The sequence below is a fragment of the Iodobacter fluviatilis genome (assembly GCF_004194535.1).
Taxonomy (GTDB): domain Bacteria; phylum Pseudomonadota; class Gammaproteobacteria; order Burkholderiales; family Chitinibacteraceae; genus Iodobacter; species Iodobacter fluviatilis_A.
Genome location: NZ_CP025781.1, coordinates 4,335,125 through 4,358,476, shown reverse-complemented (window position 1 = coordinate 4,358,476; position 23,352 = coordinate 4,335,125). Strand labels below are relative to the sequence as shown.

16 protein-coding genes, 1 tRNA gene and 1 pseudogene are annotated in these 23,352 nt (G+C 47.7%); 15 read left to right on the top strand and 3 right to left on the bottom strand.

The genetic code is table 11. The features are described from left to right. The first annotated feature begins 6 nt into the window (after positions 1-6). The 15 genes and pseudogenes from C1H71_RS19330 (at position 7) to C1H71_RS19265 (ending at position 18,113) form a co-directional block, all read left to right on the top strand. Entirely contained in the window at positions 7-735 is a 729-nt protein-coding gene (locus C1H71_RS19330) for a LytR/AlgR family response regulator transcription factor (protein ID WP_130108022.1), read from the top strand. A gap of 176 nt (positions 736-911) precedes the next feature. Beyond that, entirely contained in the window at positions 912-2,528 is a 1,617-nt protein-coding gene (locus C1H71_RS19325) for a methyl-accepting chemotaxis protein (RefSeq protein ID WP_130108021.1), read from the top strand. Positions 2,529-2,598: 70 nt separating this feature from the next. After that, positions 2,599-3,474 (top strand): DMT family transporter, encoded by an 876-nt coding sequence (locus C1H71_RS19320; RefSeq protein ID WP_262488339.1) that lies wholly within the window; start codon positions 2,599-2,601, stop codon positions 3,472-3,474. A gap of 63 nt (positions 3,475-3,537) precedes the next feature. Next, positions 3,538-4,281, top strand: coding sequence for a 5'/3'-nucleotidase SurE (gene surE / locus C1H71_RS19315; protein WP_130108020.1), 744 nt, complete (start codon positions 3,538-3,540; stop codon positions 4,279-4,281). After that, positions 4,266-4,937, top strand: a complete 672-nt coding sequence (locus tag C1H71_RS19310; protein WP_130108019.1) for a protein-L-isoaspartate(D-aspartate) O-methyltransferase — start codon at positions 4,266-4,268, stop codon at positions 4,935-4,937. Before surE ends, C1H71_RS19310 begins: the two co-directional genes overlap by 16 nt. 26 nt (positions 4,938-4,963) lie before the next feature. After that, positions 4,964-5,932 carry a peptidoglycan DD-metalloendopeptidase family protein gene (locus tag C1H71_RS19305; RefSeq protein WP_130108018.1) on the top strand — a complete coding sequence of 323 codons (969 nt, stop codon included), beginning with the start codon at positions 4,964-4,966 and terminating at the stop codon, positions 5,930-5,932. Next, a complete protein-coding gene (locus tag C1H71_RS21690) occupies positions 5,929-6,189 on the top strand; it encodes a sigma-70 factor domain-containing protein (protein ID WP_262488338.1) in 261 nt (86 codons plus the stop codon). Before C1H71_RS19305 ends, C1H71_RS21690 begins: the two co-directional genes overlap by 4 nt. Next, positions 6,186-6,893: an RNA polymerase sigma factor RpoS gene (gene rpoS, locus C1H71_RS19300; protein WP_262488337.1), complete on the top strand. Its 708-nt coding sequence runs from the start codon at positions 6,186-6,188 to the stop codon at positions 6,891-6,893. The genes C1H71_RS21690 and rpoS overlap by 4 nt, the downstream gene beginning before the upstream one ends. 448 nt (positions 6,894-7,341) lie before the next feature. After that, a complete protein-coding gene (locus tag C1H71_RS19295) occupies positions 7,342-9,684 on the top strand; it encodes a type I restriction-modification system subunit M (RefSeq protein ID WP_130108017.1) in 2,343 nt (780 codons plus the stop codon). Beyond that, on the top strand, positions 9,681-10,382 hold the full coding sequence (locus C1H71_RS19290) for a DUF1016 N-terminal domain-containing protein (RefSeq protein ID WP_130108016.1): 702 nt from the start codon (positions 9,681-9,683) through the stop codon (positions 10,380-10,382). The genes C1H71_RS19295 and C1H71_RS19290 overlap by 4 nt, the downstream gene beginning before the upstream one ends. Continuing rightward, positions 10,379-10,660, top strand: a pseudogene (locus C1H71_RS21685) (GIY-YIG nuclease family protein); the annotation flags it as partial. The gene C1H71_RS19290 and the pseudogene C1H71_RS21685, both read left to right, overlap by 4 nt. 1,088 nt (positions 10,661-11,748) lie before the next feature. Beyond that, positions 11,749-13,080, top strand: coding sequence for a restriction endonuclease subunit S (locus C1H71_RS19280; protein ID WP_130108015.1), 1,332 nt, complete (start codon positions 11,749-11,751; stop codon positions 13,078-13,080). Positions 13,081-13,530: 450 nt separating this feature from the next. Next, complete coding sequence (locus C1H71_RS19275; protein WP_223145939.1) at positions 13,531-14,346, top strand: Fic family protein; 816 nt, start codon at positions 13,531-13,533, stop codon at positions 14,344-14,346. 17 nt (positions 14,347-14,363) lie between these two features. Next, positions 14,364-14,522, top strand: a complete 159-nt coding sequence (locus tag C1H71_RS21165) for a Fic family protein (protein ID WP_223145938.1) — start codon at positions 14,364-14,366, stop codon at positions 14,520-14,522. Between the two features lie 81 nt (positions 14,523-14,603). Further along, positions 14,604-18,113, top strand: a complete 3,510-nt coding sequence (locus tag C1H71_RS19265; protein ID WP_223145937.1) for a type I restriction endonuclease subunit R — start codon at positions 14,604-14,606, stop codon at positions 18,111-18,113. A 418-nt stretch (positions 18,114-18,531) separates the two neighbouring features. On the opposite strand, the gene C1H71_RS19260 is transcribed toward C1H71_RS19265, so the two are convergent. The 3 genes from C1H71_RS19260 to C1H71_RS19250 all read right to left on the bottom strand — a co-directional run bounded on the left by C1H71_RS19260 (position 18,532) and on the right by C1H71_RS19250 (position 23,350). Next, positions 18,532-18,605: transfer RNA gene (locus C1H71_RS19260), tRNA-Gly, on the bottom strand. Between the two features lie 205 nt (positions 18,606-18,810). Continuing rightward, positions 18,811-20,220 carry an efflux transporter outer membrane subunit gene (locus C1H71_RS19255; protein ID WP_130108014.1) on the bottom strand — a complete coding sequence of 470 codons (1,410 nt, stop codon included), beginning with the start codon at positions 20,218-20,220 and terminating at the stop codon, positions 18,811-18,813. Next, positions 20,213-23,350, bottom strand: a complete 3,138-nt coding sequence (locus tag C1H71_RS19250; RefSeq protein ID WP_130108013.1) for an efflux RND transporter permease subunit — start codon at positions 23,348-23,350, stop codon at positions 20,213-20,215. The genes C1H71_RS19255 and C1H71_RS19250 overlap by 8 nt, the downstream gene beginning before the upstream one ends. Between the last annotated feature and the right edge of the window lie 2 nt (positions 23,351-23,352).

Below are 23,352 nucleotides of genomic sequence, written 5' to 3'. Positions count from 1 at the left end.
TAAACTATGCCTACAGCTTTAATTGCAGACGATGAGCCGCTGCTGGCAGCCAGCCTTGCAGAGCGTCTACAGGCGCTGTGGCCTGAACTGCAAATTGTGGCCGTGGTGAAAAATGGTTTAGAGGCAGTGGCAGAAATTAATCGTAAGCAGCCTGATTTTGTGTTTTTGGATATCCGTATGCCCGGCCTAAATGGCTTACAGGTTGCCAGTACTTTGCATCATGCAAGGGTGGTGTTTGTCACTGCATTTGATGAATATGCCATTTCCGCTTTTGAAAATGCCGCACTTGATTATCTGCTGAAGCCTGTAGGTGATGAAAGATTGGCGCAATGTGTGGCACGGTTACAGCGTGAAAATAAGCCTAGCGTTGATTTTGGTGCTTTGATCTCTCGCTTGCAGAAAGAGCCACCTGGCTTGGCATGGCTTACCGTTGGCTTGGGGGATGTGACGCGCTTGGTGGCTGTGGATGAAGTATTGTTTTTTCAATCGGCAGATAAATACACCGAGGTGGTTACTACACACGAGCGGCATTTAATTCGCACGTCTTTAAAAGAGCTACTACCGCAGCTTAATCCTAAAAGCTTTGCTCAAGTACATCGCGCCTACATCGTTAATTTACATGTGGTTATGCGAATTGAGCGCGATTTATTGGGCAGGCAAAAAATAGAGCTTAAAAATAGCTCGCATAGCTTGCCTTTAAGTCGTAGTTTTGCTGCGCAGTTTCGTCAAATGTAGGTCTTCATTATGCGATGTGAAAAACCGTAGCCTGAGCATCGCTGGCAATCGCTAATTTGTGATTTTTTGATTAGAATTGGTTTAACAGCATATTCTTATTTACCCAACTGCAGCGTCTAGCATACAATCGCAGGTCGAAATTTGATGACCAATTGTGTTGTTTTAGGGGTTTAGTAATGAATATTTCACAACGATTAATTGCATTGATTGTAGTTGCACTACTTTCTTTGCTATCGGTGATGATGTTGGGGGTGTCAAAATTAAATGATCAAGCTGTCCGTCTAAAGTATATTTCCGAGCATTCTATGCAGAGTGCTTTATTAGCAAATAAAATTGCCAACGATTTAAATCAAAATCGTATTGTTTTGTTTGTGCATATTTTATCATCTAAAGATCAAGAAAAAGAGGCTATTGCTAAGTTTGTAAGTTCTAGTCGTGATTTGCTCGTCAAAAATATCAATGCTTATGGGCAGTTTGTGGAAGGGGAGGCAGACGCAGTACTCTATAGGCAATTGCAAGCGGCATATAGTGATTACGATAGGTTATTTATGGGAGCAATGAAGCTTTCAGATGAAAGAGATTTTGCCCGTGCATTTGAATTGGCCAATGAAACAGGTTTCACAAAATTTACCGCAGTGATACAACCTGTAAATGGCTTGGTTAAATTTAACGAAGATCATGCCAAAGAGTTGATTGTTGATGCTGAAACGGCCAATTCAAAGTCTATACTTTTATTCTTATTTATTTTTGGCTTTGGCGTGGCTTTGGTTTCATTTATTGGGTTTCTTATTTACCGCGCAATTCGAAATCCATTACTCGATACTTTGTCTTCTTTATCTCATATTGAAGAAAATCTTGACTTTACTCACCGTATCCCCGTGCAAAGCAATGATGAAATTGGTCAATTAGTGAAAGCGGTTAATCATATTCTTGATGCGGTACAGAAGAGTTTTATTAATATTGAGCAATCCCTTAAGCAGATGTCAGGTGCTGCGGTAGAAATGTCGCTGAATACGCGTCAGCTGTCACAAATTTCTGCCGTATCCAGCGAATCCGCTGCCCATATGGCTGCTACGGTTGAAGAGGTCACTGTAAGCATTAATCATGTGGCTGAGCGTGCTCGAGACACTAAAACCCATACGCAAAATTCTGGGCAATTAGCCAGCGATGGTGAGCATGTGATTAATGCAACGGTCACAGAAATTGATAGCATTGCTGGCACGGTGCGCGAAGCTTCAACTGAAATGAGCGATTTGCAATTAAAGAGCAATCAAATTCGTATTGTGGTGAACGAGATTAAAGAAATTGCCGATCAAACCAATCTACTGGCTTTAAATGCAGCGATTGAAGCGGCTAGGGCAGGTGAATTAGGCCGTGGTTTTGCTGTAGTGGCTGATGAGGTCAGAAAACTGGCCGAGCGCACGGGTAAATCTACTCAAGAAATCGCCAATACTGTTAGCTCAATTCAAGAAGGTTCGGATCGTGCTGTGGCGCGGATGCGGCAAGTCGTGCTGCAAGTCGAAGAAGGCGTGAACCATGCGCGGGGTGCAGGTAAGGCAATTGCCAATATTAGGGCGGCCTCTGACGTGGTTGTCAGCTATGTGGTGGATATTTCTGAAGCGCTGCTTGAGCAAGGTAGCGCCAGTACGGTGATGGCGCAGCAAGTGGAGAAAATTGCTCATATGTCGGAGCAAACCAGCGATGCCGCAGTGCAGTCGGCAGTCTCTGCTGCTCAACTGCAAAAATTAATTGAATCTGTACAAACAGCAATCTCAAGCTATCGTCTTGCTTAATGATTGCCGTTGTGTTCAAGACAAGCCTCCGCCAGCGGGGGCTTGTCTAATTTTTAATAAGGGTTAAAAGATGTTGCAGCGACTAAGGCAATCAAGCTCTTTTTGGATGATTGTTGCCTGTTTTTGTTTTGCCATCATGGGCGTTTTTGTGAAATTAGGGAGCGCACAGTTTTCTGCCGCAGAGCTGGTGTTTTATCGTTGTGTAGCAGGTTTTATTGCCATATCAATGGTGGTGCTGCCGCAGGGGAAAACCTTTAAAGTGAGCGGGCCGATGTTTAAATTGCACCTATCACGAAGTGTTTCTGGCTTTGTTTCATTGTTACTTTATTTTTATGCAATTGCTCATTTACCTCTTTCTACGGCAGTCACACTCAGTTACACCTCTCCCTTGTTTTTAACCTTACTAATGGTTTTGTTTTTAAAACATAAACCTCAACGTAAACAAGTTGTTACCATTGTATTGGGCTTTGTGGGCGTACTGATTTTGCTTAAGCCTACTTTTGAAAGTAGCTTGTGGATGGCCGGCTTGATTGGTTTATTTGCGGGATTTCTTGCTAGTATTGCCTATATTAATGTGAATAAATTAGGGCAGGCGGGTGAGCCTGAATGGCGTACTGTGTTTTATTTTTCTTTATTTTCCTCCCTTGGGGCCGCTATATTGATGCTGTTGCAAAGCCAGCCTTTAGCACCATTAAATCAAAGTAATATTTGGATTGTATTAGGGTTAGGTGTTTCTGCAACAATCGCACAATTATCGATGACCCGAGCGTATAGTCGTGGCAAAACATTGGCCGTTGCCAGCTTGGCTTATTTGACCGTGCTATTTGCAACTTTGTTTGCCGTATTCCTTTGGGATGAAAAATTGGGCGTGTCAAGTTTTATTGCCATGTCATTAATTGCTGGCTGTGGCATATTATCAAGTGCACGAGGAATAAAAAAGCAATAAGTTGTAAGTAATATTGTTATATTTAAATAAATGCTTAAAAATAGCGCGCTTAAGGAGAATTCAATGCGGTTTTTGCTATCGAATGACGATGGTTATTTTGCACCTGGCATTTTAGCTTTGGCAGATGCTTTACGCGAAGTGGGTGAGGTCATTGTATGTGCGCCAGAGCGAGATCGCAGTGGCGCGAGTAATTCTTTGACTTTGGATCGCCCTTTAAGCGTACGCAAAGCGCCTAGCGGCTTTTTGTATGTGAATGGCACGCCAACGGATTGTGTGCACTTGGCGGCTACAGGGTTAATGGATTCGCTGCCCGATATGGTGGTGGCTGGCATTAATCATGGTGCCAATATGGGGGATGACACCATCTACTCCGGTACCGTAGCTGCGGCTACCGAGGGGCATTTATTTGGCGTACCTGCCATAGCGATTTCATTGGCCTCTAGAAACCCACAGCATTTTGCTACAGCTGCAAAAGTAGCCCGAGACTTAGTACAAAGATTTATTCAATCGCCTTTTGCCGCGCCAGTGTTATTAAATGTCAATGTGCCGGACATTCCTTATGAAGAACTAAAAGGCGTACAAATGACTCGCTTGGGGCGTCGACATAAATCGTCAGGCGTGATTCAATCCAAAAATCCTCGTGGGGAAACCATCTGGTGGGTAGGGCCGGTGGGTGAAGTATCTCATGCAGGGGAAGGTACTGATTTTTATGCAGTAGCTCATGGCTATGTATCTGTAACCCCTTTGTCGGTTGATTTAACCGCTAAAACACAACTTGATCTTGTCTCAACATGGCTATCCGATTAAATATTGCCGCTTTGGGCGGTGTTGGTATGACTTCTGCTCGCACTCGAGCACGGTTAGTTGAGCGTTTAAAAGCACAAGGGATAGCCCATTCTGCCGTTTTAGCGGCCATGGCAGAAGTGCCGCGCCATGGCTTTATCGACGAGGCTTTGGCACATAAAGCTTACGATGATTTGTCATTGCCCATTGGTTTTGGGCAAACCATTTCACAGCCTTATATTGTGGCGCGGATGACGGAGCTGGCCATGGGGGCGGCGCAGCATGAAAAAGTATTAGAAATTGGTACGGGTTGTGGTTATCAAACCACGGTATTGGCTTTGCTATTTAAAACGGTGTACTCCATTGAGCGTATCGGGGGCTTGCATAAGGCTGCACGTGAGCGATTAAGTGTGTTGGGCGTGCATAATGCACGCTTACGCCATGCGGATGGCAGTAAGGGATTGCCCGATGCGGCTCCCTTTGATGTGATTATTATTACGGCAGCAGCACCAATCTTGCCGGAGGATATGCTTCCTCAGCTTAACTTGGGAGGACGTTTGATTTTCCCTGTTGGGGAGGCTGAGCAAGAGTTGCGTCAGATAGAACGAACCTGCGAGGGTTTTGTTGAAACCCGTCTAGAAAAAGTCAATTTTGTACCGCTATTGCCGGGTACTGTGTAAATCGCTTTAAGTAAGGAGATTTTTCTGTGAACTGGCAAGGTCTGTGTGCCCCTTTAGTTTTAGTGCTTGGCGCTTGCGCTAGCCATCCTACGCCGCCTGCGCCGATTGTTGATCGCAGCGCCGTGACTCCCGCCCCCGCTCCGCGTGTTGTCGCCGCTGTGTCTAGCCCTGTGATCAACGGCGATACACGGCCTGCTACGTATATGGTTAAGAAAGGTGACACGCTTTATCGTGTAGCACTTGATCATGGCTTGGCTTATCGCGATCTAGCTGTGTGGAATAATTTAACGGATATAAATGGCATTAAAATTGGCCAAACTTTACGGCTTATAGCCCCAGAGGGGGGCGTAGAAATTCGCCCGTTAAAGAGCGACGAAGCGCCTAAGACTGAGGAAACAAAAAATTACCCTAAGGCTGTAAAAGCAACCTACGGAGGGCAATCTGCCAGTGCGGTAGCTGCTCTATCTGAAGGCCCTGTTGTTGCTTTAAAATTACAGACAGAACCCGCTAGACTACCGTCTGTCGCGGCGCATTCTGCCTCTGAAGTAAGGATTGCATCTGCGGTTAAAATCGTAGAAAAACCTAGTATAAATGCCTCTTCTACGCAAATTATGAAGGAAGAAAAGCCCTCAGATTGGGCTTGGCCGACCATTGGACGAACGGTGAAAGGCTTCTCTGACGAAAACCGTGGCATTGATATATCAGGGAAAATGGGCCAGTCTGTAGTAGCATCAGCTAAGGGTAAGGTTGTTTACGCCGGAGCGGGTTTGCGAGGTTATGGAAAGATGGTTATTCTTAAGCACAACCAAGAGTTTCTTACTGCTTACGCAAACAATAGTAAGCTTTTAGTCAAAGAAGGAGATGAGGTAAAAAGGGGAGATAAAATTGCTGAGATGGGTAATAGCGATAGTGAACAGGTCAAACTGCACTTTGAAATGCGCAGATTTGGGAAGCCGGTAGACCCTGCAAAATACATCCAAGCGGAAAAAACATGAACGATCAGCTTGATATTCTGGAAGAGGAACTGCTTGAGGACGGTGATGACCTCGAGAAGGCCGAACAGGAAGAAGGTGCGGAATCAGACATAGAGCCTGCTGCTGAGGAAGCCGAGGCTCATGTTCACGAAAGCACGGGCGATGTCACACAAATTTATCTAAATGAAATAGGTCAAAGCAAATTACTTACCCCTGATGAAGAACGGGCTTTGTCTCGGCGTGTTGTTCAGGGGATTTCCAAGCTCGGCAAAAAATGATCGAGCATAATTTGCGTTTGGTCGTAAATATAGCGAAGCACTATATTAATCGCGGTATGACTCTTCTTGATTTAATTGAAGAAGGCAACATCGGTTTAATGCACGCATTAGAGAAATTCGACCCCGAGCGTGGCTTTCGTTTCTCTACCTATGCCACATGGTGGATTAGGCAAAGTGTAGAGCGGGCAATTATGAATCAATCACGCACGATTCGTTTGCCAGTGCATGTGATTAAAGAATTAAATGTCTATTTGCGCGCCCAAAGGCATTTAGAAGCGCAATTAGGGCATGAGCCAGTTATTGAAGATATTGCGCATTTGGTGGGTAAATCAGTAGAAGATGTGCGCAGGGTAATGAGCTTGAATGAAAGAGTGGCCTCCCTTGATGCCCCTCTAGATATCGACCCAATGCTGACCATTGGCGAATCTATTCCAGATGATCAACACGATGGCCCAGAAGCCATTTTGCAAAATGCTGAAGTAGAGCGTTATGTACGGGAATGGCTAAAGCAATTAAATGAAAAGCAACGCATTGTGATTGAGCGTCGCTATGGCCTCAATGGATATGAGGTCTGTACTCTGGAAGATTTAGCTGCCAATTTGAATTTAACCCGAGAGCGGGTGAGACAAATTCAAATTGAGGCTCTGGAGCAATTACGCCGTATATTACGCCGATATGGCGTAACGAGTGATGTCTTGCTCTGATCGAATCTTTGCTCAGCATATAAAAAACCAGTGAGACCCACTGGTTTTTTTTGCGTGTTTTCTATGGTTTATTTAAGTAGGTTATTTCGTTAAAGCAAGATATAAATATTAAAAAAATTACCTGATTATGTCCTCTGCATAGCCAGGCGGCCAAGGCTTAGCTATGAATAATGTATCCAGCATGTGTGGGCTAAGGGCTCCCCAATTTAAAACCGCTCAGACCGTCCGAATTTATTCCATACGGGTTGCTAAATTAAGGGGGCCTGAGCAAGAGACATAATTAGGGATCGTTTTATTAATTTTAATGGCGGCTCAAAAAATAGCCATTATTTATTCTTATTTATTTCAACGCGTAATTGCCCAATATAGCGATACTCAAAATAACCTCCCCCTCCTCAAACCCGCTACAATACCGCCCATCAAGTATTCTGAATCAGGTCGAAAGCAAATGTCACAAGCCACCAACAATCTCGCGGCCTATATCTGGTCACTCGCTGATCTTTTGCGTGGGGATTTTAAGCAGAGCCAGTATGGCCGCATCATCTTGCCATTTACGCTATTGCGCCGTTTGGAGTGTGTGCTGGCTGAGACTAAAGAAGCCGTGCTCAAGCAGGTGGAAATTGTTGAGCTGATGAGTTTGCCGGAAGAAGGCGAGGAAAAACTACTGCTGCGTGCCACGGCTACGGATAAGAATAAAAACGGCATGTCGTTTTACAACACGTCCAAAATGGATTTGAGCACGCTTGGTGAAGCGGGCATCAAGGCGAATCTTGAGCAGTATATTCAATCCTTCAGCCGTGACGCGCGTGAGATTTTTGATCATTTTAATTTCGCTGAATTTATTGCACTACTGAACGACGCCAATTTGCTGTACAAAATCATTCAAAAAGTTCGCACTACGGATCTAAGCCCTGCGGCGGTTTCCAATTATGAAATGGGTTTGGTGTTTGAAGAGCTAATTCGCAAATTTGCCGAAAGCTCAAATGAAACGGCGGGGGAACACTTTACCCCGCGCGACATCGTTCGCCTCACTACATCGCTGGTGTTTATGGAAGACGACGATGCGCTGACTAAAGAAGGCATTATCCGCACCATTTACGACCCGACTGCGGGTACAGGTGGTTTCCTATCGGCGGGGATGGAGTACGTGCACGAGCACAACCCGCAAGCAGTGATGAGCGCCTTTGGCCAAGAGCTGAACCCAGAAAGCTATGCGATTTGTAAAGCCGACATGCTGATCAAAGGCCAGAACGTCAGCAATATCAAACTCGGCAATACGCTATCCAACGATCATCTTTACGCCAATAAATTCGATTACATGCTATCTAATCCGCCATTTGGCGTGGATTGGAAAAAGATTGAAGGCGAGATTAAAGACGAGCATTTGCAAAAAGGCTTTGCTGGCCGCTTTGGCGCAGGCCTGCCGCGTGTCTCCGATGGCTCGCTGCTATTTTTGCTGCACCTGATTAGCAAATTGCGCGATATCGCTGAAGGCGGCGCGCGGATTGGGATTATTCTGAATGGCTCGCCGCTATTTACCGGTGGCGCTGGCTCGGGCGAATCTGAAATTCGTCGCTTTATTCTTGAGACTGATCTGCTGGAAGCTATCGTCGCCTTGCCAACCGATATGTTTTACAACACCGGTATTTCCACCTATGTGTGGGTGCTTTCCAATAAAAAGGCTACCGAGCGCAAAGGCAAAGTACAGCTCATTAATGGCGTAAACCTTTGCGGCAAGATGCGTAAATCTCTGGGTAGCAAGCGCAATGAAATGTCTGAGGATGATATTCGCGAGATTACCCGCTGCTTTGGTGATTTCGCCGTGGTGGACGCGCGTGAGCTGGATAAACCTGCCGAGCAAAAGAGTAACCGTGGCCGCCAGTCCGCCAACCCCAAGGCCGAAGTGGCTAAAACCTTCGCTGCCAAGATCTTCGCCAGCCACGAATTTGGCTATCGCCGCATTACCATCGAGCGCCCGCTGCGCTTGTCGTACCAGCTGACTGATGAGCGCATTGCCGCACTGCGCTATGAATATGGCGCACTGAATGCCGCTATGAAGTGGGTGTATGCCGAATATGGCGCGACGCATTGGCAAGATTCGTCAGCGTGCGAAGACTACGGCCAGCTGGGTGATTACGAAATAGAAATTCGCGCCTACATTAAAAGCCATTTAAGCGACCTTAAAGAAAAGCAAATCAAAGACTTGCTCGACGCTAAAACATGGCTCGCTCAAAAAGCCCTGCTGCTAAAAGCCCAGGCTTTGCAATTACAGATGGGCAGCGAGCAAAGCGATGATTTCAATGGTTTTGATGACGCGCTAAAAGCCGCAATGAAGAAATCCGCCATTGCGCTGGACACCAAAGAGAAAAAACAACTCACCGATGCCGTAAGCTGGAAAAATCCAGTTGCCGAAAAGGTCATCAAGAAAATCCACAAGACCGCCGCTAAGCCTTTATACGGCCTGTTTGCCGTGGGCAAAGAAGTGGTGGAATACCAGGCTGATGGTGATCTGCGCGATAACGAAAACGTCGCGCTCGATCCAACTCGCAGCGTCAATGACATCAATGAAGCCTATTTCATCAAAGAAGTGCAGCCGCATGTGCCAGATGCGTGGATTGATGCCAGCAAGACCGATGCTAAAGACGGCGAGATTGGCATTGTGGGCTATGAAATCCCCTTCAATCGCCACTTCTACCAATACCAGCCACCGCGCGATTTAGTTGAAATTGATGCCGACTTAGACGCTATCAGCGCAGAAATTATGGCGCTGCTGCAAGAGGTGCATTCATGAGCGCACCAATCAATACGCCCGATTTTGCCGAAATAGTTCACCTCATCGCCGCTGCGCGTCAGCAAGCCTATCGCGCCGTGAATACCGCGCTGATTGAGTTGTACTGGCAAGTGTGCGCGTATATCAGTCGCAAGATTTCTATCGCCGAATGGGGTGATGGAGTGGTGAATCAATTAGCGCAGCATCTAGCTGTAACGCAGCCTAGTTTGAAAGGCTTTACCCGCAGTAATTTGTTTCGTATGCGCCAATTTTATGAGACTTATCAGCAGGATGAAAAAGTCGCGCCACTGGTGCGACAATTGTCATGGAGCCATAACCTCATTATTTTGGGCCAAAGCAAGCGCTTAGAAGAGCGCGAGTTCTATCTGAAAATGGCAACGCAAGAAAGATGGGGTAAGCGAGAGCTGGAGCGCCAATTCAAAGCCGCGCTATTTGAGCGAAGCGTATTAAACCCAGCAAAACGCTCAACATCGTTGAGTGTTTTGCTGGACGCTGCAATTGTCTCAGCACTGTTGAGACAATTGCCAAGGGCGGTAAAAGTGTCACCGCTGGTGACACTTACTCCGCGGCGTCATTCCCGAGTGCTTTTGTCGGTAATCCAGAGGGCTTATTACTCGATAAAATTGCGTGTAAATAACGGCCAGTGCAACTGGATTCCCGCCATCCGTGGAATGGCGGCGAAAAGGATGACCGCATGAAAGCCCCAGCCGTTTACATCCTCGCCAGCCAGCGCAATGGCACGCTCTATATTGGCGTGACTTCCGATTTGATCCAGCGCATCTGGCAGCATCGAGAAAGTGTTGTTGAGGGGTTTAGCCAGCAACACAGCGTAAAAACACTGGTTTGGTACGAGCAACACGAAACAATGGAAAGCGCCATTAGCCGAGAAAAACAGCTAAAAAAATGGAATCGAGACTGGAAGCTGCGTCTGATAGAAAAACAAAATCCGCAATGGCTAGATTTGTGGCCGGAAATTACTGGCGCAGTGCCACAGCACATCAACCCCAATCCCGCTACTTCGTCATTCCCGAGTGACTTTGTAGGGGATTCAGCAGAGCCACTGGATCCCCGACAAGAGCATTCGGGGATGACGCCGTTGTGTGGTGATGGCGGCAATGCTGCGAGTGCTGCTATTTCGTCATTCCCGAGTGACTTTGTCGGGGATTCAACAGAGCCACTGGATCCCCGACAAGAGCACTCGGGGATGACGCCGTTGTGTGGTGATGGCGGCGATGCTGCGAGTGCGGCTACTTCGTCATTCCTTAATGACTTTGTCGGGAATCCAGCAGAGCCACTGGAGCCCCGACAAGAGCATTCGGGGATGACGCCGTTGTGTGGTGATGGCGGCGATGCTGCGAGTGCGGCTACTTCGTCATTCCTTAATGACTTTGTCGGGAACCCAGCAGAGCCACTGGATCCCCGACAAGAACATTCGGGGATGACGCCGTTGTGTGGTGATGGCGGCGATGCCGCGAGTGCTGCTACTTCGTCATTCCCGAATGACTTTGTCGGGAACCCCGCAGAGCCACTGGATCCCCGACAAGAGTATTCGGGAATGACGCCGTTGTGTGGTAATGGCGGCGATGTTGCGAGTGCCGCTACTTCGTTATTCCCGAGTGACTTTGTCGGGGATTCAGCAGGGCCACTGGATCCCCGACAAGAGCATTCGGGGATGACGCCGTTGTGTGGTGATGGCGGCAATGCTGCGAGTGCTGCTATTTCGTCATTCCCGAGTGACTTTGTCGGGGATTCAACAGAGCCACTGGACCCCCGACAAGAGCACTCGGGGATGACGCCGTTGTGTGGTGATGGCGGCGATGCCGCGAGTGCGGCTACTTCGTCATTCCCGAATGACTTTGTCGGGAACCCAGCAGAGCCACTGGATCCCCGACAAGGGTACTCGGGGATGACGCCGTTGTGTGGTGATGGCGGCGATACTGCGAGTGCTGCTATTTCGTCATTCCCGAGTGACTTTGTCGGGAATCCAGCAGAGCCACTGGATCCCCGACAAGAGCACTCGGGGATGACGCCATGTGGAGATAAAGAGAGTGAAGGAGACGCAGCATGAGTCGGTATCAGGCGTATGCGGAATATAAAGATTCTGGGGTTGAGTGGTTGGGTATATATCCAAGCCATTGGGTATTAACTAGAGTCAAATTTGAGTCGTATGTTAAAGCTCGTGTTGGTTGGCACGGGTTAAAATCCGATGATTTTACGGACGAAGGCCCTTATTTGGTAACTGGCTCCGACTTTATTGGCCCAGTAATTAATTGGGATAATTGTTATCACTGCGATCAAGAAAGGTACGAGCAAGATCCCTACATTCAATTAAAAGAAGCTGATTTACTTATTACTAAAGACGGAACAATTGGTAAAGTAGCATTAGCTAGTGGACTTAATGGAAATGCCACTTTGAATAGTGGCGTATTTGTAGTTAGGCCATTAAGTAATAGCTATACAACCCGCTATTACTTCTGGCTTTTAAAATCAAATGTTTTTACTGGATTTGTTGATTTCAATAAAACTGGCAGTACTATCGTTCACTTATATCAAGATACATTTGTAAATTTCAAATATGCAATGCCAAGTTTTGCTGAGCAAGAGAAAATCGCCAACTTCCTCGACCACGAGACGGCGAAGATTGATTTGTTGATTGAAAAGCAGCAAGGCCTGATTGCGCTGCTTAAAGAAAAACGCCAGGCCGTCATCAGCCACGCCGTCACCAAAGGCCTCAACCCCAACGCCCAAATGAAAGATTCGGGCGTGGAATGGCTAGGCGTAGTGCCGGAGCATTGGACATTAAAAAACTACCGATATGCTACGAAAATATATCGTGGAAAGTTTGGCCACAGGCCTAGAAATGATCCAGCTCTTTATGATGGCAATTATCCATTTATTCAAACGGGTGATGTGGCACAGGCAGGAAAACACATTCTAAATTATAAGCAAACATTGAATGATCGCGGCGCGGCTGTAAGTCAAAAATTTCCTGCAGGAACTTTAGTTATGGCAATTGCAGCCAATATTGGAGACACAGCAATTTTAGATTTTGAAGCTTATGCACCCGATAGCGTTGTTGGCTTTAAACCCTATGAAAATTTAGATTTAGAATTTCTAAGGTACAGCCTAATGGCTGCATTGCCAGCACTAGAACAAACCTCTACCCAAAGTACACAGGCTAATTTGAATATTGATCGAATTGGTAGTGTGCAAGCTGCATTCCCTCTAATCGATGAACAATTAGAAATAGTTTCGAAGCTGGACTCATTAATTGAGCGGTATGGTCAGATTGAGGAAAAAGCTTTGATAGCAATCGAGTGCATGCAAGAACGCCGTACCGCCCTCATTTCCGCCGCAGTAACCGGCAAGATCGACGTGCGAGGTTGGCAGGCTTAAACCGTCATTCCCGAATGGGTTTATCGGGAATCCAGCAGCGCGGCTGGATCCCCGACAAAACCGCTCGGGGATGACGCTAGTTTTATATGGTATTGCTACGTAGCCATTGTTTTTAAATGCCAACAAGGAAATACCTGTGGTTTCGTAGGGTGGCTTAGGCCGTTCGCGGATATTTATTCTGGCGATATGGGATATGGCCGTAACCCACCATTGCGCTATTGATAAGAACGCCGATTAAAACCGTGCCCGTTTTGGTATGGTCATGGTGGGTTACGGCCGATAAACATCTCTTATTTGGGATCCAACGCAGCGGCCTAGCCCTCCCTACACCACCACGGCAGCGTACTGATTCAGATTGTATTTTTTAATGGGTATTGCCATTTAGCCATTACCAATAAATTGCTACATGGCAATACCATGATTATTTATATTTAACCCGTGAAGCCGACCATGCCCGATTACCAACCGCCATTTAGCATTACACCTGCTGTGCTTCGTTTGGTCGCTGACGTGGCCGAGGCAACTGGGCGGGTGTCGGTACAGCTGGAGGTGGAACAGAATCTGCGCTTGCGCCGCCTTAATCGCATTCGCACCATTCAAGGCTCGCTTGCGATTGAAGGCAATACGCTGAGTACCGAGCAAATCACCGCGATTTTGGACGGTAAACGTGTGATCGCCCCGCCGCGTGAGATTGCCGAGGCGCACAACGCGATTGCGGCGTATGAGGCGATGAGCGATTGGCAGCCGACCAAACGTGCCGATCTACTGGCTGCGCATCGCACGTTGATGAAGGGGGTGCTGGCAGACGCTGGGCGCTATCGTAGCGGTGGTGTGGGTGTGATGTCGGGTGGGCAGGTGATCCACATGGCCCCTCCTGCTGATCGGGTGGATTACCTGATGAATAATCTGCTGGGCTGGCTAAAGCGCTGCAATCAACATCCGCTGATCGCGAGCTGCGTGTTTCATTACGAATTTGAATTTATCCACCCCTTTGCCGATGGCAACGGGCGCATGGGGCGGCTGTGGCAAACGCTGATTTTATCGCGCTGGAATCCGCTATTCGCCAATCTGCCCGTTGAAAGCCTAATCCACGAAAACCAGCCCGCCTATTATCAAGCGCTGCAAGATAGTACCGCCGGTAATGACAGCGCACCGTTAATTGGGTTTCTGTTGGCAATGATTTTGGCGGCATTAAACGACACAATTAGCGCCCAATCCCCCCCCAAGTCACCCGTCAAGTCACCCCCCAAGTCGAAAACTTGTTAGGTGTGCTTATCGGAGAAATGAGCGGCAATGAATTACAAATCGCGCTGGGCTTGAGCGACAGAAAATCATTCCGCGAACGCTATCTTTTACCCGCGCTTAAAGCGGGGCTGGTTGAGATGACCTTGCCAGATAAACCTAAAAGTCGCTTGCAAAAATATCGCATCGTCAAAACGTAATATTTAAAAGTCTGTCATTCTGAATAACCCCATTCGCTAATGACGCAAATAGCCAATTAACTGATTTCAAAGACCCACACCATGACCGATAAAGCCGCAGAGCTCGCCTTTCAAAATGACATCATCGCCCAACTGCTTGCACATGGCTGGCTGCTGGGCAAAGCCGATCAATATAACCGTGAATTGGCCCTCTATTCAGATGATTTATTAGGTTTTGTGCAAGAAACGCAGGATGGGGAATGGCAGAAGTTTTGCGCGAATTATCCTAAGGAGCCTAAGCAGCGGTTTTTGGAGTTGGTGGCAAAGCAATTGCAAAAGGCCGACCCGAACGCCACCAGCGCGGTATCGCGTACCTATGGCACGCTGGGTGTATTGCGCCACGAGATTAAAGACCGCAATACCCGCTTTAGCCTGTGCCAATTTAAACCCGAGCATGATTTAAACCCCGATACTTTGGCCCGCTATAAAAAGAATCGCCTGCGGGTGGTGCCAGAGCTGGTTTACAGCCCTTGGGCAAGTGCCGCTTTGGTCGCTACTAATGCTGCTACAGCGTCATTCCCGAATGTTTCTATCGGGAATCCAGTAGCGCCGCTGGATCCCCGCCCCCGACAAAACCATTCGGGGGTGACGGGTTGCTCAGAGATGACAAGTTTGCACGGGAATGAGGAAGCCATAGGGAAAGCCAAAAAATGGCGCATTGATTTGGTGTTATTTGTAAACGGCCTGCCGGTGGCCACGCTGGAATTAAAATCCGAATTTAAACAAGCGGTGCAAAGCGCCATTAAGCAATACAAAACCACTCGCTTGCCTGTTGACCCGATTGCCAAAAAGCCTGAGCCATTATTAAGCTTTAAACGCGGCGCAATTGTGCATTTTGCTGTGAGTCAATACGAAGTGCATATGGCGACGCAATTGGCGGGGGACGCTACTTATTTCCTGCCATTTAATAAAGGCACGGCAGAAGGTGGGGCGGGAAATGATGTGCCTGCCGATGTTAATCAATACGCTACAGATTATCTGTGGAATGAAGTATTGCTGCCGGATAATTTGCTCAATATTTTAGCGCGCTATGTGCATTTGCAGATTGAAGAAAAAGAAGATTTTGAGGGCCGCAAGTACAAAAAAGAATCCATGATTTTCCCGCGTTACCATCAGTGGGATGTGGTGAATAAGCTAATACAGGCCGCTAAAGCAGAAGGGCCGGGGCAAAAGTATTTAATTCAGCATAGCGCCGGATCGGGTAAATCCAATTCTATTGCATGGGTGGCGCATCAGCTTTCCAGCCTTTATAACGAGCTGGGCAAAAAGCAATTTGATTCGGTAATTGTGGTGACGGATCGCAATGTGCTGGACGCGCAGCTGCAAGACACAATTCATCAGTTTGAGCACACCGATGGTGTGGTGGGGCGGATTAATAATCAGGAAGGTGATGGTTCAAAGTCAGAAAAACTCGCCAAGGCATTAGAGAGCGCGCAGCCAATTATTATTGTGACGATTCAGACTTTCCCCTTTGTATTAAAAGCCATTGAAAACAGCGTCAGCTTAAAAGAGCGCTGCTATGCCATCATTGCCGATGAGGCGCATTCATCGCAAACCGGCTCTACCGCAAGGCAGCTGAAAGAAGTGCTGATGAAAGACGCGACGGAAGAAGATGAGGCGCTCAGCACCGATGACATCATCACTGCCACGATTGCCTCGCGCCGGGCTTCTAAAAACTTGAGTTATCTTGCTTTTACCGCCACGCCCAAGCCCAAAACGCTGGAGCTGTTTGGCCGCCTGCCACTCCCTGATGAAGTGGCGTCGCTGAAGAATAAACCTGCTGCCTATCACGTTTACAGCATGCGTCAGGCGATTGAGGAAGGCTTTATTCTGGATGTGTTGAAGAACTACACCAATTATAAAGTGGCTTATAACTTAGCCTTAAAAATTGAGAATTCTGATCAGGAAGTAGAAAGCAAACGCGCCAATGTAAAGCTTAATCAATGGGTGCGCCTGCATGATCACAATATCGCGCAAAAAGTGGTGGTGATTGTGGAGCACTTTAAAAACAATGTGATGGGCTTGCTGGGTGGGCAGGCCAAGGCGATGGTGGTGACCAGCTCGCGTAAAGAAGCGGTGCGCTATAAGCAGGGCTTTGATAAATACATCAAAGAAAAGGGTTATCACAAGATTCACGCCATGGTGGCGTTCTCTGGCGAAGTAGAATTTGGTGACAAAGACCCACATCACTTGTCATTTCCTACTTCGTCATCCCCGAGTGATTTTGTCGGGGATCCAGATATTGCGCTGGATCCCCGACAAGGGCTCTCGGGGATGACTCCCTTCTACGAAAATGACGGGCATAAATATACTGAAAGCAATATGAACATCTACCTGAAAGGGCGCGATCTGCGTAAAGCTTTTGACTCGGACGATTATCAGGTGATGATTGTGGCGAATAAGTTTCAGACTGGCTTTGATCAGCCCAAACTCTGCGCCATGTATGTGGATAAAAAGCTAGGTGGCGTGGAGTGCGTGCAAACCTTATCGCGCCTGAACCGCACCTATCCTACCAAGGCAGAAACCGGCACCTTTGTGCTGGATTTCTTTAATGAGCCGCAAGAAATCCTCGACGCATTTCAGCCTTATTATCAAACGGCCGAGTTGGCGGATGTGTCGGACCCGAATCTGATTTTTGAATTGTCTGAAAAACTGCGGGCAGAGAGCATCTTTACCTGGCAGGAAGTTGAGCAGTTTTGCAGTGCTTTTTTTCTAAAAAACAAAAGCAATGCGGCCATTGCCAATATTTGCAAACCGGCAGTAGAGCGCTGGCAGCAGCGCTATAAATCGGCGACAGAAACATTCAAACAAGCAAAAGCGATGTTTGAATTGATGAAGAAAGAAACCAATAACACGGTCTTGCTCACCAATGCAGAAAACAGCCTGAAAGATTGCCAAAAAGCAAAAGATACACTGGAAATCTTTAAAAAGGATTTGGGTACTTTTGTACGCTTTTACGAATTTATGTCGCAGATTGTTGATTACGATGATAAAGACTTAGAAAAGCTCAGCCTGTATGCCCGTAATCTGCGCCCTATGCTGCGTGAGATTATCCTTGAGGAGGACGAAATTGATTTAGATAACGTCGTCCTCAGCCATTACCGCGTATCCAAGCTGTATCAGCAGGATTTAGTGCTGAAAGAAAGCAAAGGCGAATACCAGCTTGTAACCGGCGAAGCATTGGGAAGCGCTAAACCGCAAGATAAAAAAGAAGAATTTTTATTGCAAATTATTAATCGCCTGAATGAATTATTTATTACTGATCATTTAAGCGATGCGGATATGCTGAGTGGTTTTTACACCTACTGCGACAAAATAGAGGAAAACAAAACCGTGATGCTGCAAATTGCAAACAACACCCCCGAACAGGCAATGTTAGGCGATTTTCCAAAAGCATTTTTAAGTGCGGTCATGGATTCCGACGTAGCACAACGCAATTTGATGATTCAAATTCTATCGAATCAGGAAACTTCAGATGGCGTGACACTACTTGCATTCAATGAATTAGTTAGGCGGCAAAGAAACCAGACGAGCCAGCCAAACCGAATGTAATTCATGACAAAAAACGCCGACTTGTTGATTTGTAAAAAACAGCTGATTTGCACGGCAAGTATTTAATTAACAGACGCAGAAGAATTCGATAACCCGAAATATAAGAACAATCGAAAAGCGTGTATGCAAGCCAAGGGATGATCTGTATGTGACTCATAAAAAGTACCACAGAATTCAACGAGAAAGCCGGGCTGTTGTCTGATGTGCATCTTTTACCAGAGGATATGCCAAAGTTCAGAACATTTGGGCGTGGAGCAATTCCAAAGTATCGCGAGGTTAAGAAATCAGGAAGGCCACTAAATTGAATGCGCAGATACAGCATAAGGTTTGACAGTTAGTGGGTTTCTGATGACGAGTGGGGCTGGGCAGGGAGTAAAAGATAAAGCCCTGAAAAATCAGGGCTTTATCTTTTTTTATTTGGAGCGGGTGAAGGGAATCGAACCCTCGGCGCTAGCTTGGGAAGCTAGGGTATTACCATTATACGACACCCGCTGTGTATTGTTGACGCATTGTAAGTGCTGCCTATGATTTTTGCAAGCTTGCTTAATGTTAATAGTTCTTCTTGCTCCTTTTATTGGCGTTATCTTTGATGTGATTGTCAGGATGAAGTTATTAGCTGCAAGCAAGTTCTGGGGGCTTTGAAAAAAACCCAAGCCAAGAATCCTTGGCTTGGGTTTTTTTTGCTAAATAAAGCGGTTTAGCTAGCGTGGCTTGGGGCTTTCCAGCCGCCGCCTAGGGCTTTGTACAGATCCACGGTGGCGGAGAGTTGATCGCGTTGGGCCGCGGCTAAATTGAGTTGGGCTTGGAATAATGATCTTTGTGCATCCAAGACTTCTAAGTAGCTAGAAAAGCCGTTGTCGTAGCGTAGGGTGGCGAGCTTTAATTGCCGAGTTAGCGAATCGAGCTGCTGCTGCTGGGCGGCAACGATTCTTACGCTGCTGCTGCGGGCGGCCAAGGCACTTTGCGTTTCGGCAAAGGCTTGTTGGATGCTCAGACGATAGTTTGCCACGGCTTGTTTTTGGCGGGCTGTAGCGCTATCGACCGTTGCGGCGGTTTTACCGTTATCAAACAGCGGTGCGGCCAAGTTACCAAGAAAAGACCACGTTTTGGCAGGGCCAGTAAATAGATTGCCGATTTCCGCACTTTCTAAACCCAATATTCCCGTGAGTGAGATGGTTGGGTAGTATGCGGCGCGGGCGGCGGCAATTCTGGCCCCTGCTGCACGTAGGCTCTGCTCGCTGGCCTGAATATCTGGCCGGCGGGCCAGTAGCTCAGAAGGTAGGCCTAGCGGCACATTCACAGGCACGCTGATTTGGGTCAGCATTTTGCCGCGTGGTACGCCAATATCAATCATGGCACGTGGGTTTTGGCCAATCAAAATGCCAAGGCTGCTTGCCACTTTGGCGATGTTTTGCTCAATGCTGGGTACGCTGGCTTGGGCGCTGGCGAGCTCTACTTCGGCTTGGCGCATATCTAGTTCAGAGGTCACCCCGCCCTCAAAGCGTCGTTTACGCAGCTGAAAGCTTTCTTGCCGCGTTTTGAGCGTTTCTTGGGCAATGGCGAGCTGCTGATCCAGTGCGCGCAAATTAAAATAGGTTTGCGCCACATTGGCATACAGCGCTAGCGCTACGGCATCTCGGTTGTATTCGCTGGCGAGTAGATCGGCCTTGGCTGCATCGGTGCTGTTTTTGATGCGCCCCCATAAATCCAGTTCCCACGACGCGGTTGCACCGAGGCGATAGCTATCAACGGCGCTATCATTCACTGGGCTATTATTTTGCTGGGAAGCAAGGCTTCTAGACGCTTTGCCACTTAAATCTAGCCGAGGTAGTTGATCGGCGGAAGTGATGCCAAGCGCGGCGCGGGCTTCGTCGATGCGCGATGCAGCAATCACTAGATTTTGGTTATTGGCTTGGGCCGCAGCAATTAATCCATCTAGAGCTGGGTCGTTAAATTGAGCCCACCAGTTTTGGCCAATCGCAATGTCGCTAGCGGCATCACTGCGCCAGCTGCTGGGCAGATCGCTACTCGTGTCCACCACGGGAGGCGTAAGTGCGCAGGCACTTAAGGTGGCCGTAATCAGTAGGGCGAGCGCAGATTTACGCATGGTGATCTCCAGCTTCTGTGTGGGCGGCGGCTTTTTTCTCGCTGCTTTTCATAATTAAACGGAAGAAGAGCGGAATAAAGAAGATGGCAATAAAGGTGGCGGCCAACATCCCGCCAATCACCGGTGTGCCAAGTGAGTGGCGGCTGGCCGAGCCTGCGCCGCTGGAGGTTACGAGCGGTACGCAGCCTAAAATAAAGGCCAAGGATGTCATCACAATCGGACGGAAACGCAGCCGAGCCGCCGAAAGCGCCGAATCTAGCAAGCTCATTCCTTCTTCGTGCTTCATCACGGCAAATTCTACAATCAGAATGGCATTTTTAGCCGCCAGCCCCACAAGGGTAACGAGGCCAATCTGGAAGTAAACGTCGTTGGTTAGTCCTGTAAGGTAAACCGAAAGCAAGGCACCAAATAGCGCAAAGGGCACGGCACTGATCACGGCAATAGGCAGTGTCCAGCGCTCGTACTGCGCAGCCAAAATCAAGAACACCATGATAATGCCAAAGCCAAATGCCAAGGCAGCTGAAGAGCCTGCTGATTTTTCTTGGTAGGCAGAACCGGTCCATTGCAGTTTGTAATCGGAGCCCATGACGCTGGCTTCCACTTCTTCTAGTGCTTTGATTGCTTGCCCAGAGCTGATGCCGGGCGCAGGTTGGGCCATGATTTTTGCTGCTTGGAAGACGTTGAAACGCTCAACCAATTCTGGCCCTGCCGAGGTTTTTACTTTAACCAAGCTGGTCAGTGGAATCATGTCGCCTTTATCTGATCGCACATAAACATTGCGAATATCATCTGGGCGGGCACGGTAATCCGCTTCAGATTGCAATTGCACACGATAAGTGCGGCCAAATTGGTTAAAGTCATTGACATACACTTGGCCAAAAGTGGCTTGCATGGTGTCGAATACTTGGTTAATGCTCACCCCAAGTGCCTTGGCTTTTTCGCGATCAAGATCAAGATAAATCTGCGGTACATTGGCGCGGAAGGTGGTGGAAACACTGGCAAACTCGGGGCGTTTTTTTGCTTCGTCAACAAAGCGCTGGGTGGCTTTCGAAAACTCCGCCGTACTACCTGTGCCGCGATTTTGCAGATAAGCCTCAATCCCGCCGGTTGTGGACATTCCTTGAATAGCGGGTGGATTAAAGGTGGCCGCAAAGCCATCTTTCATTCCCATATACGCCATGCCTTGGAAGGTTTTAGCGAGGGCAAAGGAGCTGTCGGCGGGGTCTTTGCGCTCTTTCCAATCTTTAAGTGTTGAGAAAACAATGCCGCTATTGCTAATCACCGCGCCAGACAAAATGTCAAAACCGACAAAGGAAACGACGTTTTCGACATTTTTATTTGCCATCAACATTTTTTCAAATTGATCGCTAGATGCGGCAGTACGATTAAGCGAAGACGCATCAGGCAGCATCACTGCGCTGATTAAAGTGCCTTGATCTTCATCGGGCACCAGTGCGCCGGGTACTTTTTGCAGCAAGACAAAAATACTGAGCAAAATAGCGGCAAATAATATAAACGCCACGCCAACACGGCGGTTTAAAAAGGCCACGCCACTGACGTAACCATTGGTGATGCGATCAAAGCTATTGTTAAACCAAACAAAAAAGCGGGCCGGTTTGTGATGGTTGTTTTTAAGCAAAATAGCGCATAGAGCAGGGGTGAGCGTTAGGGCCACAATCCCAGAGATCACCACTGAAACTGCAATGGTCACAGCAAACTGCTTATACATCACACCAGTCATGCCACCCATAAAGGCCACGGGCAAGAATACGGCGCATAGCACTAATACAATGGCAATCACTGGGCCAGCCACTTCTTGCATCGCTTGGATAGATGCTTCTTTGGCGGAGCATTTGGTCTCGCTCATGATCCGCTCGACGTTTTCCAGCACCACAATGGCGTCATCCACCACGATACCAATAGCCAATACCATCCCGAACAGGGTTAAAAGATTGATCGAAAAACCGAGTATTAACATGCCGGCAAAGGTACCAATCAAGGAGATCGGTACGGCAATGCAGGGGATGAGCGTGGCGCGGAAGTTTTGTAAAAACAGGTAAACCACGATAAATACTAAAATAATGGCTTCGAACAGCGTATGAACCACTTCCTCAATCGAAATTTTAACGAATTCGGTGGTGTCATAAGGGATGGAATAAGCAATGCCTTCGGGAAAGCGTACTTTTAGTTCTTCCATCTTGGCTTTTACGGCCGCAGCGACAGCAACCGCATTGGCACCCGGTTGCAGATATAGACCAATGGCTACCGCTGATTTGCCATTTAAACGGGCTTGCAAGTCGTAGTCTTTACCGCCCATTTCAACGCGAGCCACGTCTTTTAGGCGAATTTTTGCTCCGTCGGACGTCGAGCGAACGATGATGTTTTCGAACTCTTTAGCATCTTTTAAACGGCCCTGCGTATTGACTGTATAAGTGAAATCAATCGGGGCTGTAGTGGGCTGTGCGCCAATTTTACCTGCAGCAAATTGGGCGTTTTGTTCACGAATGGCCGCAATCACGTCAGAAGGAGAAAGCTTAAGCTGGGCGAGCCGATCTGGCCGCAGCCAAACGCGCATGGCGTAGTCTGTGCCGCCAAACATACTTAAATCACCGACACCAGGTAGGCGCTTTAGCTCGTCAACGATATTGAGCTGGGCATAGTTAGAAAGGTAGGTGGTGTCGTAGCGGTCATTGGGTGAATTCAAAGCCACAACTTCTAAGATCGATGTGGATTTCTTCTTAACCGTTACCCCTTGGCGCTTTACCTCTTCAGGCAGCTGGGCTAAAGCGGCAGAGACACGGTTATTCACGTTAATCGTGGCTTGGTCAGGGTCGGTACCAATTTCAAAGTACACATTCATGCTCATCTGGCCATTTGAAGCGGAGCCAGATTGCACATAAATCATTTTTTCCACACCATTAATTTGTTGCTCAAGCGGTGCGGCTACCGTTTGGGCAATCACTTCTGGTGTAGCACCTGGGTAAAACGCCGTCACCGAAACCACTGGCGGAGTAATGCCGGGGTATTGCTCAATGGGTAGGGAGCGCATCGCGGCTAAACCAGCCAGCACGATGATGATGGAAATCACACTGGAAAAAATCGGCCGCTCAATAAAGAATTTAGAAAACATGC